Origin of the sequence: Pseudoalteromonas sp. SG41-2 (assembly GCF_014164535.1) — a bacterium.
In the GTDB taxonomy this organism is placed as follows: Bacteria; Pseudomonadota; Gammaproteobacteria; order Enterobacterales; family Alteromonadaceae; genus Pseudoalteromonas; species Pseudoalteromonas rhizosphaerae.
Genome location: NZ_JACJFK010000011.1, coordinates 33,275 through 46,813, shown reverse-complemented (window position 1 = coordinate 46,813; position 13,539 = coordinate 33,275). Strand labels below are relative to the sequence as shown.

The following is a 13,539-nucleotide window of genomic DNA, read 5'->3' as shown; positions in this document are numbered from 1 at the left end:
ACCATAGGCACCAAGACGTTGCGGTATATTCAGCGCGCTATTATGCCAGATCAATGCAAAGGTTGGAAAAGTTATTCTATAAAAATGTAAAATAGCAGCGATTAAAGCGCTGCTATTTTAGATAAACGAGCTAGTGCGTTACATTTTTAATCAAATTGTCGCACCTTGATATCGTTTCACAAACTCAGTAACCACTTCACCATTACAGATCAATGAGTTTAAGTTTGCTATTTTTTCTTTCACTGGAGCCAAACCTTGCTTCAAGGCAGTAATACATAGCTGTGTTTCTGCCTGTGAGTTTTTAGCAAACACTTCAATTACTTTTTCTTGGCGAACTTTATCATCCACTTTTTTTGCAATATCACGAATATCATCACCATTACACAAAATACTTTTTGAATAACGTGATAAATACACCCCGTGCTGGGCTGCAACTTTGCGTGCTGCAGTAAATCCTTCGTTAGCACTAATTGAGCATAATTTAGATTCAATTTTATGATCAGCATTATAATAATGTGCTGCACTGGCAGTCTCAGAGAAAGCAGTCGCTGCGACGAATAATGCTAATAATTGTAGTTTCATGATTTACCTTTAAGTGGAGTTATATTGTGAGCAATTTTTGCGCATTATATAGACCGAAGTTTACAAATCAACCGAATTATCTATTTAATTTTTTATTTAAAAAAGCGTTAACAATGTTTAATCAAAATTCATACTTTGTTCAACAATTGAGCGGCTTATTATTATAAATAAGCGCATGTACCATACGCCAATTGATGGTAGAATTTGCCATAATCTGCAAAAAGATAACTCTAATTAAAGGTCAAGCCATGAAAGTAATTTCATTTAACATTAACGGGCTGAGAGCTCGTCTGCACCAATTACAAGCAATCATAGATAAACATCAGCCTGATATTATCGGCTTACAAGAAATAAAAGTACATGATGAAGCTTTCCCACTTGAAGATGTTCAAAATATGGGTTACCACGTTTATTTTCATGGTCAAAAAGCACATTATGGCGTAGCTATGTTATGCAAAACTGAACCTAAGTCTGTGGTTAAAGGATTCGCAACAGATACTGATGAATCACAAAAGCGCATGATCAGCGTCACTGTTAGCCAAGAAAATGGCCGTGATCTAACCGTAATGAATGGCTATTTTCCACAAGGCGATAACATTACTCATGAAACAAAATTTCCGTATAAGCGACAGTTCTACCGTGATCTAATGACTCACTTACAAAGCCACCACAGTAACGACGAGGATGTCATTGTCATGGGCGACATCAATATTTCTCCTACTGATCTTGATATTGGCATTGGTGAGGTTAATCGCAAGCGTTGGTTAAAAACTGGCAAATGTTCATTCCAGCCTGAAGAACGTCAATGGCTTGCAACCTTGCTAGATTGGGGCTTTACAGACACCTTCCGTGAACTTCACCCAGACACAAGCGAACAGTACTCTTGGTTTGATTATCGCTCTCGAGGCTTTGATGATAATCGTGGTCTACGCATTGACGTTATCCTAGCGACTCCAACTTTGGCTGCTCGTTGTATTGAAGCGGGAATTGACTATGAATTACGTGGTATTGAAAAGCCATCAGATCATGCGCCAATATGGTCAACCTTTAGTTAACGCTAATGGATAAGCTAACGACAATCCCGATAATAAGCATTGAACTTCAGGCAATTGCTTGGCTTGTTATCGGCTGTATTTTTTGGTCGAGTGTCAATAAGTCACACTACCAACATTTAATAACCACGCCAGCCCGTCAAACAGGCCTATTTGTCTGTGCGTTAGCATTTGCCTTATTGTGGCGAATTAAAGCCGGCATATTACCCGGTCTTGAACTGCATATTTTAGGTGTAACTGCCATAACGCTTATTTTAGGCTGGCGCTTTGCATTATTGAGCGCCACCCTAGCAAGTCTGCTATTAACGGCTTTCAATCAAATAAGCATTGCGCAATTACCTATCCACTTATTGTTAACCGCTTACTTACCCATTTTAGTCAGTTATGGGGTATTTATACTGTGTTATAACCTATTACCACGGCATTTTTTCATTTACATTTTTGTATGTACTTTTATTTGCGCCGCTTTCATCGCCTGCTTTAAGATTATCACCATTAGCTTATTTTATTATTTAACCGGCAATTACAATTGGTTTGAATTAAGTGAAAATTATCTCTATTTATGTGTCATTATTTGCTTTCCTGAAGCGATGTTAAACGGCATGGCCATTACCCTATTGATCACCTATCGCCCACATTGGGTAAAAACATTTTATGATAAGGATTACCTAGATCCATGAGTCTCGATTACCAATGCCCGCTCTGCCAACAATCGCTTGAGTTGCATACCAAAGTGCTAAAATGTATTAACAACCATAGCTTTGACACTGCAAAAGAAGGCTATGTGAATTTATTACCTGTGCAACAAAAGAACTCTAAGCAACCTGGCGATAATCTTGACATGGTACAAGCAAGGCGTGCTTTTTTAACCACTGGGCACTACCAGTTTTTACAACATGCCGTTGCACAGCGAGTTGCTCTGCAAGCACCACAACAGGTAATTGATTTAGGGTGCGGGGAAGGTTTTTATACTCATGCGATTGCCAATGCATGTACTGCACACGTTTATGGCGTCGATATATCAAAATCAGCAGTTAAATATGCTGCAAAGCGATACAGTAATTGTAATTTTAGCGTTGCATCAATCAGCCAAGCTCCATTTAATGATGGCTCAGCAGATGTATTAGTGAGTATTTTTGCCCCATTATTTGATGCTGAATTGGCTCGATTAGCAAAACCAGACGCTACATTGGTAGTTGCAAGCCCTGGCCCTTGGCATTTAAAAGAACTCAAGCACTATATTTACCGAGACGTCAATGCGCACACACCGATTGCTGCGCCTGTAGGGTTTGAGCTTATAGAGCAAGCATTATTAGAACAACAGATAAGCTTGCCATTTAAAGATGTGAAGAACTTGATCACTATGACTCCCTTTGCTTGGAAGTTTCGTCCTGAACATTGGCAACAACTAGAACAACAAGGTGAGCAAGTCGTCACCCTGTCATTTTATGTTAGTCAATTTAAACGTGTTACAGATTCTCTCGGGTAAACGCGCGGTCCATTTTATCAAACATATCATTGAGTAAATGGGCCAACTCTGCATAACGTGGTTTATCTTTAGGGACATGCCCTTGGTAGCCATTGGCTACCATTTTTGTATGAAGCTCTTTATACCAATGCTCCATCGCAGGCTCAAGTACAGTATCTGCACGCTTGCCTAACCACAGCAATCCCTGTAGCGGTAGAGATAAAAAAAACAACGCGATAGCGACTGCTTGAGGTAAAAAACTGCTGCCTAAATAATTAATTTGCATAAATAAAGTGAGCATTGCCAAAATCGGCATTACTGTAATTGCCAGCTCGGTGGCTTTGATCACTCTAAACTCCGTGAACAGAGGCGCTAATTCTTTACGCATAGGCCATTTTTTTGCATATTCACGACCAGTTTGGACTTGTGACATCACACTTTTTTGCATCATGACTCCTAGGTGTCGCTGGTATATTTATTAATGTTACCGCAATGAGTGTATCATATTCACGGTAACATTCCTGTGTAAAATCCCTTCCACCTTTTTCGTCCAAAACGTGTTTTTGATCATGGTTTAAACTTACCTTAAAACAATTAATGAGTTAAAATAAGCGCACGTTAAGTCAACTAGACTTTAGTATAGTCATTACAGATATCCATAGCAATTTATCGACCAATGACTCTTTTACTTTAATCACTATGCTCGAGTACTTGGTTATATAACAACTAAGCTTAATGCGCAATTGTCAAAAAATGGGATCCTGTTATGTCTTCGCAATCATCACCTCAACATGTTCTTGTACTGAACTGTGGAAGTTCGAGTTTAAAATTCGCTATTTTAGATGCCACCACATCTGAAGAAATCATTTCAGGTCTTGCTGAACGCCTAGGCTCATCGTCGCCATCTGTGAAATACAAGTACCTTGGCAAAAAACAACTGATTGAACTTGCGCCTAATCAAGCTCACAGTGCAGCAATCGATACCTTAGTTAGCCTTATCAACGAACACCATTTAGCTGAAAACCTTATTGCAGTAGGTCATCGCGTGGTTCACGGCGGCGAGCACTTTACTAAATCGGTACTGATTGACGACGATGTAATTAAAGGAATCACTCAAGCCGCTACGCTTGCGCCATTACATGGGCACGCTAATTTATTAGGCATTGCTGCTGCGCAAGCATCATTCAAGGGACTACCGCAAGTAGCAGTGTTTGATACCGCGTTTCATCAAACCATGGGCAATGTTGCCTATTTATATGCCCTCCCTTATAAACTTTATACTGATTATGGTGTTAGACGTTACGGCTTTCATGGTACCAGCCATTATTATGTTGCAGGTCAAACAGCAGTCCTTTTAAACCAGCCTATTGAGCAAAGTAATTTTATCAGCGCTCACTTAGGTAATGGCTGCTCTGTGTGTGCTATTAAAAATGGCAAAAGTGTTGATACCAGCATGGGCTTAACTCCACTAGAAGGCTTAATGATGGGCACCCGCAGCGGAGATATTGATCCTGGTTTATTTAACTTTTTAACCACCCAACTTAACTACGATGCACAACAAATTGATGACTTATTAAACCAACAAAGTGGCTTACTGGGTATCAGTGAACTTTCTAATGACTGTCGTACAATAGAAGAAGCTGCTGTTGCAGGAAATGAAAAAGCCATTTTAGCACTGGAGATGTTTTGTTATCGTTTAGCAAAACAAATAGCCGCATTTATGGTGCCATTGCAACGCCTTGATGCGTTAATTTTTACCGGTGGTATTGGTGAAAACTCCGATATTATTCGTGGCAAAGTAATAACACAACTGAGCTATCTTGGCCTTGATTGCGACAGTACAGCTAACCTTGCAGCCCGATTTGGCACACCAGGGGTTATCAGCAGTAATAATGCAAAAACAAAAGCAGTAGTAATGCCAACAAATGAAGAGTGGATCATTGCTCTTGATGCCGCCTCAATTGCACAGGAGTTATAATTATGGCACGTCGAATTATGCTAGTACCTATCTCTACTGGGGTTGGTTTAACATCGGTCTCAGTCGGGTTAGTGCGTGCATTAGAACAAAAAGCGGTCAAAGTTAATTTTTTCAAGCCCATAGCCCAGCCTCGCTCAGGTGAAACGGGCCCTGAAAAATCAACACAAATTGTCACCCAAGGTTCGCCTATTACACCACCTACTCCCTTTGCACTAAATTATGCAGAGCAAATGATCGGGGATGGTAAAGGTGATGATTTACTTGAAGAAATTGTTGAGCGCTTTGAAAATGCCATAGGCAACGATGTGGTCGCAATTATCGAAGGTATGGTCCCTACTCGCCGCCAACCTTATGCAGGTAGAGTAAACCGCGAAATAGCACAAACTCTCGGCGCTGACATTGTGTTTGTGCTCACTCCTGGTAATGACAGTAACGATCAAATTGAAGACCGCCTAGAAATTGCAGCCGGGTATTATGGCAGTGTTGACCATGCCCGCGTATTAGGCTGTATTTTTAATAAAGTAAATGCACCACTGGATGATGAAGGCAGAGCACGCGCCGATCTCGTGGAAGCACATAAACCCGACGAGCTTGACAATGAGCTCAATCGCTTAGCATCTTTACCTATTTTTAGAAAACATCCGTTTATGTTACTTGGCTCGATCCCATGGGATTTTGAGCTGGTTGCGCCGCGCGTTAAAGATTTATGTGCGTATTTAAAAGCTGACGTGATCAACGAAGGTGATATGGCTCATCGTCGTCTTCGCCGCGTAACATTTTGTGCCAGAACAGTGTCAAATATCTTAAATCATTTCACCCCAGGCGCACTGCTGGTGACCCCAGGCGATCGTTCAGATGTGTTAGTTGCGGCCTGTTTATCAGCCATGAATGGCACTAAATTAGGAGCTATCTTATTAACTGGTGGTTTTAAACCTGAGCCACGGATCATGACCTTGTGCGAACAAGCGATGGCCACCGGCCTGCCAATCCTCAGTACAGATGCTGACACCTGGCGTACTTCATTGCTACTGCATAACTTTAATATGGAAGTACCGTGCGATGACGTACAACGAATTGATAAAGTAAAGCATCATAATGCCAGCCATATTGATTCTGACTGGTTAGATACGCTTGCTAAAAGTGTCGGCAAAACTCGTAAAATGTCACCTCCAGCATTTCGTTATTTACTCACGGATAAAGCCCGCCAAGCGGCAAAAACTATAGTGTTACCTGAAGGCAATGAGCCTCGCACAATAAAAGCCGCCGCTATTTGCGGTCAACGTGGTATTGCGAAGACCATTCTATTGGGCGATCGAGAAGAAATTGAACGTATCGCTATACAACAAGGTGTTGAGCTAAACGAAAATGTAACCATTATCGAACCTCATGATGTGATCAACGACTATGTTGCGCCTATGGTTGAAATTCGTAAAAGCAAAGGCCTGACTGAAGTGGTTGCCCTTGAACAGCTCCAAGACAACGTTGTGCTTGGCACTATGATGTTAGAGCGTGGTCAAGTTGATGGTCTGGTTTCGGGTGCAGTAAATACAACTGCCAACACCATTCGTCCGCCGCTGCAATTAATAAAAACCGCACCAGGGTCATCATTAGTCTCGTCGGTGTTTTTTATGTTGCTGCCTGATCAAGTACTGGTATACGGAGATTGTGCTATTAATCCTGATCCAACCGCTGAGCAATTAGCCGATATTGCCATTCAATCCGCAGACTCAGCCGCCGCATTTGGTATTGAGCCACGAGTAGCGATGATAAGCTACAGCACCGGCACGTCAGGCACTGGGGCTGATGTAGAAAAAGTCCGTCTAGCAACAAAGTTAGCGCAACAAAAGCGCCCTGATCTGATCATCGATGGTCCATTACAATATGATGCAGCGATTATGGAAAATGTCGCACTTAAAAAAGCACCAAATAGTCCAGTGGCTGGTAAAGCGACGGTGTTTATATTTCCAGACTTAAATACCGGGAATACCACTTATAAAGCGGTGCAACGAAGTGCTGATTTGATAAGTATCGGCCCAATGTTGCAAGGTATGCGCAAACCCGTCAATGACTTAAGCCGCGGTGCTTTGGTTGATGATATTGTCTATACCATTGCGCTTACTGCCATTCAAGCGGCACAAGCCGAAAATATTTAATACCATGGGTAAAGTGATTGCGTGGTGATCACTTTACCCTGAGCATTTCTTTAGCTAATAATAATTATAAATAAAATAAATAACTTAGCGTTGTTATACCTCCCTATTCCCAACCTTATCCACAGAAATTGTGGACAACATTGCTCTTTTATTTAAGTAAGATAATCTATACTATTGATCAGTATACACAGATGGGAAGTCTCACAATTAAAAAAGGGGTAGCAATGTCTAAGCAAACGTTACAACTGCATAGTACGGCCTTTACCATTCATAGCCTTGATGTTGATAGCGAGATCCCCGCTGCTTTATTCAAACAATCAATGTTTATTATCGCCAAAACCAACGATGAGTTATCTATTGTTTGCCCTAGCCAGTTCGCCATTGAAAGCCTTGATGCTGAGCACGATTGGCGCGCGTTAGAAGTGATCGGTCCACTTGGTTTTTCATTAACCGGAATAATGGCAAATATTTCTGGAGTTTTAGCCAGAGCAAATATCTCTATTTTTGCTATTTCAACCTACGACACCGATTACGTTTTAGTAAAACAACAGCGTATTAAAGATGCCATCAGCGCGTTAAAAAAAGATGGCTATCAGTTTCTCAATGAGCCCAAATTAACATAATGAAATACACGGATATTAGTTATTTACCACAACGTCAGTTAGCGGCTAACAGTATTGCAATTTGTAGCCCTTTTAGTGGTAAAGTTGCCCCATTAAGTGAGCACCCAGAACCCTTCTTTAGCTACGGCACACTTGGCCCAGGGATTATGGTTGCCCTGAGCAATCATAAAATATTAGCGCCCTTTGATGGTACATTAATGCAAGTAAAAAATGCCGGTACTGAATTTATTTTACAAGCCAACAATGGCTTAAAAGTGCTTCTAAATTTATATTTAGACCAACAGCAACACATTAAACACACTCATATAGCCCAACTCAACGGCAGTAAAATAACCAAAGGGCAACGGCTCGCTTATTTTGATCTTAGAGATCTCAATAGCCCCTTACTTGCCAGCCTTATTTTACTTAACGGGCATCAACTTAAACCAATACATTATTCTTTATCTCAGGTTACAGCTGGGGTAGATACTCTTTTAACACTAACTAAGAAGTAATTAATATGACGACTCTTTACGGCATTAGTAACTGCGACACTATAAAAAAAGCCAAAAAATATTTAACCGATAACAACATTGACTTTAATTTTCATGATTACCGTAAAGACGGCATAAGCCTTGATATGATCACTGAGTTTGCAACGCACATCGACTGGCAAGATCTGGTCAATAAACGTGGCACAACCTATCGCCAATTATCAGATGAGCAAAAACAGAACCTTGATAAAGACACTGCCTTGGCAATTTTGGTAGCACAACCGGCAATGATCAAGCGCCCAGTGCTTATTCGCAACAACAGCTATCATTTAGGTTTTAAACCAGCGCAATACGATGAGATTTTTGCATCATGAATCATCCCGTCATCGAACTTGCGCAAGCCTTAATACAGCGTCGCTCAGTCACCCCTGAAGATGCAGATTGCCAAACTATAATGAATGAGCGATTGGCACAGCTTGGTTTTAATATTGAATCACTGTTTTTTACTGACACCCAAAATACATGGGCGCGAAAAGGCGACAGCTCACCGCACTTTTGCTTTGCAGGTCACACTGATGTAGTACCAACTGGACCAGAAAAGAACTGGCAGCACCCGCCTTTCTCTGGCTTTCTAGCCGATGGCATGTTGCATGGCCGTGGTGCGGCTGATATGAAAGGCTCTTTAGCTGCCATGGTGGTAGCAACCGAGCGATTTGTAACTAAACACCCCGATCATAAAGGCTCAATTTCTTTTTTAATTACCTCTGATGAAGAAGGCCCTTTTATCAACGGCACCACGCGAGTAATCGATACGCTGGAGGCCCGAGGTGAAAAAATAGATATGTGTTTGGTTGGCGAGCCTTCATCGCGTGATGTACTGGGTGATGTCGTTAAAAATGGCCGCCGAGGCTCACTGACTGGCTTTTTAAATGTTAAAGGCATACAAGGTCATGTGGCTTATCCGCAACTTGCTCTAAACCCGATTCATATTGCAGCGCCAATGCTTGCCCAGTTGAGTCAAACGGTATGGGACAACGGCAATGAATTTTTCCCTGCTACTAGTTTTCAGATTTCAAATATTAATGGCGGTACGGGAGCTGGCAATGTGATCCCAGGCGAGCTTGAAGTGCAATTTAATTTTCGCTTTAGTACCGAAGTAACTCATCAGCAACTCCAGCAACGAGTTAACGACATTCTGGCTGAATATGATTTTGCATACGAGCTGAGTTGGATTGTTAACGGTCAGCCATTTATCACCGAAGGCGGCCCGCTTATTGATGCGACGGTTGCAGCCATCAAATCAATAACTGGCTTAAATACCGCACTTGAAACCACTGGCGGTACTTCAGATGGACGTTTTATAGCACAAACCGGCGCTAAGGTTATTGAACTTGGACCACGTAACGACACCATTCATAAAGTGAATGAGTGCGTTAATTGTGATGATCTCATTGCACTTGCTGATATTTACGAGCAAATTCTAGAGCAACTTTTAACATGATCCCTGCTAAGCTCACATCGCAACAGTTGGCTGAGTGTGCCTGTGGTAAAGACGAGCTACTGCTTGTTGATTATCAAGCTCATAAACTGCATAAAGACATTATTGATGACTTTATGCAGTTGCAAAATGCAGCTCGCGATGCAGGCTTTGCACTGACTATTGCATCAAGCTTTCGTAACTTTGAACGTCAAGCATTGATTTGGAATGCTAAATTTAATGGTCATCGACCTGTGCTCAATAAGCAGCAACAGCCAGTTGATTTAGCCTCCATGACAGACATTGAAAAATGCCATGCCATTATGCTTTATTCAGCCCTACCGGGAAGCAGTCGCCATCACTTTGGTACTGATCTGGATATTTTTGACAAAGCCAGTGTTTCTGATGACTATCAGCTGCAGTTAGAGCCGCACGAATACCAAGACAATGGCCCTTTTGCAGCGCTGACCAAGTGGCTTGATAGTCATATAGAAAAGTATGGCTTTTATCGCCCTTATCAACATGATTTAGGCGGCGTTGCGCCTGAACCTTGGCATATTAGCCACATAGTGCAATCTGACATTTTACTACAACATCAGAGTTTAACCGTATTAGCTGATACTATAAATAACAGTCAGCTTGCCGGCAAAGCTGCTATTTTGGCGAATTTGCCGCAACTGTATCAGCGTTACGTGCTGAATGTCAGCCCTGCGGTTGTTTAGCCAGTAAAAAAACCAGCACAGCGCCAAGAATAACTGCGCTGGCAATAACAAACTGAATGCTTAGTTCTTCCGCTAAAAATAACATCCCTGCCAGTGCAGCTATCACTGGCACACAAAGCTGAACCACTGCGGCTTGACTGCTTTTTAATAAGGGTACGGCAACATACCAAACACTATAGCCAATACCCGACGCAAGAGCACCAGATGCACATGCAAGCACGATCCCCTGCCAACTGATCCCCGATAAATAACCAAAACCCACGATCAACAATATCGGTAATGCAAATAAACTACGCACAAAATTAAACGTTGTGGTTTTCAGTGGGGATAGGCACACTTTTCCGCGAATACTGTATATCCCCCACGCAATACCGCTAATAGTCATTAATAATGCAGGGCTCATTGACGGCATCGTTGCCGATGGCAGCATTAAATACACAAAACCAAGGACAGCGATAATAAATGCACACCACTGTACAGTTGTGAGTCGCTCCTTGTTGAAAATCCCCCAGCCAATCATAGTCAATTGAACAGCAGAAAATAAAATCAACGCGCCAGTTCCAGTGTCCAATTCTACATAGGCAATTGAAAAACATAACGCATAAACCAGTAAGCTAACACTGCTGCGCCAACTACCACGTTCATGCTCTGCATTATTAAGATTGTTATCTTCCCTAGCTAAAGACTCTGTTGGTACTGCTTGTATAAGGAAAATAAATCCTAAACACAATGCGCCACTGAATAGCCGCAAAGCTGTGAAATTCCATGGATCAATGTAATTTTGTGCTAATGCCATACGACATAAAAGAGAATTAGCTGCAAATGCCACTAGGGCGAGTACCGTAAACAATGTTGCTTTCAAAGTGATCCTTAGTTTTAATCTTGCTAAGCATTAAACCCTATGAGGTGAGTTATTCTATCGTTTAGTAGTCGGCAACCACTCGAGCCATTAATTTAATCAACATAATAAGAAAATCAGCTACCTGTTTGCCTGAAGTATCTATTTATACAGGATTGCCATAATAGCGCAAAGCTTACCTATTGTTTTGATCATTCGAATGTATCGTGCAACAACTCAGTGACCAATGATCGCGTAACTATTTCTTATAAACACGGTGATTACTACGCTTTTTTACATTGTTTAACATCTCCTCTGGATTAGATTATGCTAATCTGTATTAACGCTTATAAAAGGAGTGCCATGTGCAACGCAGTGTTATTTTTGGCTTTTGTGTCATGCTAAGTGGATGCAGCACCATTGGGTTTAGTGATCTGTTTTCAGATTACGCTACCCAAATGAAGCCTGTACGCCAAGCTATTAAGACCAACAATATCGACCAAGCCCAACAGCTTTTGCCGACTAATGGGCAGTCACATAGTAACTACTTGCTCAATCAATTAGAGCAGGCCCGTTTAAGCAATTTAAATAATCAAAATGAGGCTGCAAAACCACAGTACGAAGCGGTATATCAGCAAATGGAAATAAAACGCCAAGCAGCAAAAATACAAGTAAGCGCAGGGCTTGAACAAAGTAACGCCCTTTTAACCAATGATTCAGTCATTAGCTATACGCCAGCGGCTTATGAAATGAGTATGCTGCACAGTTACCAAGCACTTAATTATATATATCAACATAATATCGAAGGCGCATTAGTCGAAGTTCGCCGTGCAAATAAAGTACAAACAGATGCGTTAACGGCTAATCAAGACGACATAGATGCTAGCGTGAAAGCAGCACAAAAACATTACCCAAGTATGGATGAGGTGATCAAAAACGTAAAAAATGGCTATCAAAATGCGTTTACATTTTATCTGTCAGGTTTGCTCTATCAAAGTAATAAACAATACGATGATGCATATATAGATTATAAAAAGGCACTAGAGATCAACCCTGAAAACACCTATTTGCAGCAGGTTGTGCTGCAATTAGCAAAACAGCAAGGGTTTGATCAAGATTTTTCCGAGTATAAAAAACGCTTTGCTGAATTACCAAAACAAGTCGCCAACAGCGGTGACGTTGTGGTCTTGATCGAACAAGGTTTAGTGCCAGAAAAAGATGAATTTGTGTTGCGTCTGCCTATTTATACATCCGGTGGTGATGCCCGTTTTTATAGCTTAGCGATGCCCGTTTATAAAGATAGAGCTTATATACCAGCGGTTAGTGATATTAGTATCGGAACACAGATTTTACCTTTGAGTCCATTGGTAAGAATAGAAGCGTTAGCGGCTAAAACACTTGAAGAGCAAACACCTGCAAGAGTATCGAGGCAAATACTGCGGTTAGTCGCTAAAGAAAAAGTACGGGCAGAGCTGGCTAGAAGTGGCGGCGATGTGGGTAATATACTCGCTAATCTATACAACCTAGCCTCTGAGCAAGCAGATACCCGCAGTTGGTTAACTTTACCTAATCAAATAAGTGTTGCGCGCACCCAGTTAACAGCAGGAGACCATGTTTTAAAACTTGCCAATCAGAAAGACATAAACTTTACGGTTAGTAAGCAAGGGTTAACCTTGATTTATCTAACCTCTATTAACAACTATTTTAATTCCCATGTAGTGCAACTTTAGGAGCTATCATGAAATATTTAGTGCCATTATTAACGGTCTGTCTACTTGCTGCCTGTACCAGTAGACCGACTACATCAGGTATAAGTGTTGAACAAGCTTCAGCGCAATACCAACAACAGCTAAAAGTCGATAATCCTGCACTAGGTAAAAAGCTGGCCATTAGTGATGTAAAAACTCGCCAAACGAATCAATTAACTGATGTTGTTGTCACACTTTCGAGTCAGTATAAAAAATCACAATATTTACAGTATCAATTTACCTGGTATGACGGCGATGGTTTTGTGATCAAAGGCAATCATTCTCCTTGGCAATCATTGACTTTATTTGGTTTTGCTAACGTGCAACTGCCAGGCCTTGCACCTACATCTGATGCGGTTACATTTTCATTAGCGGTACGCGAAGTATCGACACAAGCACAAGAATTTAAAGATTAAAGGACACCA

Annotated in this window: 15 protein-coding genes; 12 read left to right on the top strand and 3 right to left on the bottom strand. The window is 41.3% G+C overall.

Going from position 1 to position 13,539, the window contains the following annotated elements:
* Positions 1-150: 150 nt before the first annotated feature.
* Positions 151-582: an exonuclease III gene (locus H5186_RS10560; RefSeq protein WP_145233745.1), complete on the bottom strand. Its 432-nt coding sequence runs from the start codon at positions 580-582 to the stop codon at positions 151-153.
* A 248-nt stretch (positions 583-830) separates the two neighbouring features.
* On the opposite strand from H5186_RS10560, the gene xthA reads away from it, so the two are divergent.
* The 3 genes from xthA to rlmA are packed head-to-tail and all read left to right on the top strand — an operon-like array spanning position 831 to position 3,123.
* Positions 831-1,637 carry an exodeoxyribonuclease III gene (xthA, locus tag H5186_RS10555; protein ID WP_182734793.1) on the top strand — a complete coding sequence of 269 codons (807 nt, stop codon included), beginning with the start codon at positions 831-833 and terminating at the stop codon, positions 1,635-1,637.
* 29 nt (positions 1,638-1,666) lie between these two features.
* A complete protein-coding gene (locus tag H5186_RS10550; RefSeq protein ID WP_182730992.1) occupies positions 1,667-2,314 on the top strand; it encodes an energy-coupling factor ABC transporter permease in 648 nt (215 codons plus the stop codon).
* A complete protein-coding gene (gene rlmA / locus H5186_RS10545) occupies positions 2,311-3,123 on the top strand; it encodes a 23S rRNA (guanine(745)-N(1))-methyltransferase (protein WP_182794440.1) in 813 nt (270 codons plus the stop codon). Before H5186_RS10550 ends, rlmA begins: the two co-directional genes overlap by 4 nt.
* Here rlmA and yfbV read toward each other — a convergent pair.
* Entirely contained in the window at positions 3,104-3,550 is a 447-nt protein-coding gene (gene yfbV, locus H5186_RS10540; protein ID WP_145234096.1) for a terminus macrodomain insulation protein YfbV, read from the bottom strand. The two genes, rlmA and yfbV, sit on opposite strands and share 20 nt — an antisense overlap.
* Before the next feature lie 318 nt (positions 3,551-3,868).
* On the opposite strand from yfbV, the gene H5186_RS10535 reads away from it, so the two are divergent.
* From H5186_RS10535 to H5186_RS10505, 7 genes are all read left to right on the top strand, one after another.
* Positions 3,869-5,080, top strand: coding sequence for an acetate kinase (locus tag H5186_RS10535; protein WP_182794439.1), 1,212 nt, complete (start codon positions 3,869-3,871; stop codon positions 5,078-5,080).
* A gap of 2 nt (positions 5,081-5,082) precedes the next feature.
* A complete protein-coding gene (pta, locus tag H5186_RS10530) occupies positions 5,083-7,233 on the top strand; it encodes a phosphate acetyltransferase (RefSeq protein WP_182759802.1) in 2,151 nt (716 codons plus the stop codon).
* A 224-nt stretch (positions 7,234-7,457) separates the two neighbouring features.
* Positions 7,458-7,856: an ACT domain-containing protein gene (locus H5186_RS10525; protein WP_145233734.1), complete on the top strand. Its 399-nt coding sequence runs from the start codon at positions 7,458-7,460 to the stop codon at positions 7,854-7,856.
* Positions 7,856-8,350 carry a PTS glucose transporter subunit IIA gene (locus tag H5186_RS10520; RefSeq protein ID WP_145233732.1) on the top strand — a complete coding sequence of 165 codons (495 nt, stop codon included), beginning with the start codon at positions 7,856-7,858 and terminating at the stop codon, positions 8,348-8,350. Before H5186_RS10525 ends, H5186_RS10520 begins: the two co-directional genes overlap by 1 nt.
* A 5-nt stretch (positions 8,351-8,355) precedes the next feature.
* A complete protein-coding gene (locus H5186_RS10515; protein WP_182717896.1) occupies positions 8,356-8,703 on the top strand; it encodes an ArsC family reductase in 348 nt (115 codons plus the stop codon).
* The gene (gene dapE / locus H5186_RS10510) at positions 8,700-9,830 is read left to right on the top strand and encodes a succinyl-diaminopimelate desuccinylase (protein WP_182717897.1); all 1,131 of its coding nucleotides are present in this window, start codon (positions 8,700-8,702) and stop codon (positions 9,828-9,830) included. Before H5186_RS10515 ends, dapE begins: the two co-directional genes overlap by 4 nt.
* The gene (locus H5186_RS10505; protein WP_182717898.1) at positions 9,827-10,528 is read left to right on the top strand and encodes a M15 family metallopeptidase; all 702 of its coding nucleotides are present in this window, start codon (positions 9,827-9,829) and stop codon (positions 10,526-10,528) included. Before dapE ends, H5186_RS10505 begins: the two co-directional genes overlap by 4 nt.
* On the opposite strand, the gene H5186_RS10500 is transcribed toward H5186_RS10505, so the two are convergent.
* Positions 10,509-11,390: a DMT family transporter gene (locus tag H5186_RS10500; protein ID WP_182739235.1), complete on the bottom strand. Its 882-nt coding sequence runs from the start codon at positions 11,388-11,390 to the stop codon at positions 10,509-10,511. The genes H5186_RS10505 and H5186_RS10500 overlap by 20 nt on opposite strands.
* A 341-nt stretch (positions 11,391-11,731) precedes the next feature.
* Between H5186_RS10500 and H5186_RS10495 the strand changes: the two genes are divergently transcribed.
* Positions 11,732-13,096 (top strand): tetratricopeptide repeat protein, encoded by a 1,365-nt coding sequence (locus H5186_RS10495; RefSeq protein WP_182739234.1) that lies wholly within the window; start codon positions 11,732-11,734, stop codon positions 13,094-13,096.
* Positions 13,097-13,104: 8 nt separating this feature from the next.
* On the top strand, positions 13,105-13,530 hold the full coding sequence (locus H5186_RS10490; protein ID WP_145233718.1) for a YcfL family protein: 426 nt from the start codon (positions 13,105-13,107) through the stop codon (positions 13,528-13,530).
* Positions 13,531-13,539 lie beyond the last annotated feature (9 nt).

What these genes read in the sequence shown, in the direction of transcription:
- H5186_RS10560 (WP_145233745.1), bottom strand. Translation starts at nt 582, where the DNA reads ATGAAACTACAATTATTAGCATTATTCGTCGCAGCGACTGCTTTCTCT.
- xthA (WP_182734793.1), top strand. Translation starts at nt 831, where the DNA reads ATGAAAGTAATTTCATTTAACATTAACGGGCTGAGAGCTCGTCTGCAC.
- rlmA (WP_182794440.1), top strand. Translation starts at nt 2,311, where the DNA reads ATGAGTCTCGATTACCAATGCCCGCTCTGCCAACAATCGCTTGAGTTG.
- yfbV (WP_145234096.1), bottom strand. Translation starts at nt 3,550, where the DNA reads ATGCAAAAAAGTGTGATGTCACAAGTCCAAACTGGTCGTGAATATGCA.
- H5186_RS10535 (WP_182794439.1), top strand. Translation starts at nt 3,869, where the DNA reads ATGTCTTCGCAATCATCACCTCAACATGTTCTTGTACTGAACTGTGGA.
- pta (WP_182759802.1), top strand. Translation starts at nt 5,083, where the DNA reads ATGGCACGTCGAATTATGCTAGTACCTATCTCTACTGGGGTTGGTTTA.
- H5186_RS10525 (WP_145233734.1), top strand. Translation starts at nt 7,458, where the DNA reads ATGTCTAAGCAAACGTTACAACTGCATAGTACGGCCTTTACCATTCAT.
- H5186_RS10520 (WP_145233732.1), top strand. Translation starts at nt 7,856, where the DNA reads ATGAAATACACGGATATTAGTTATTTACCACAACGTCAGTTAGCGGCT.
- H5186_RS10515 (WP_182717896.1), top strand. Translation starts at nt 8,356, where the DNA reads ATGACGACTCTTTACGGCATTAGTAACTGCGACACTATAAAAAAAGCC.
- dapE (WP_182717897.1), top strand. Translation starts at nt 8,700, where the DNA reads ATGAATCATCCCGTCATCGAACTTGCGCAAGCCTTAATACAGCGTCGC.
- H5186_RS10505 (WP_182717898.1), top strand. Translation starts at nt 9,827, where the DNA reads ATGATCCCTGCTAAGCTCACATCGCAACAGTTGGCTGAGTGTGCCTGT.
- H5186_RS10490 (WP_145233718.1), top strand. Translation starts at nt 13,105, where the DNA reads ATGAAATATTTAGTGCCATTATTAACGGTCTGTCTACTTGCTGCCTGT.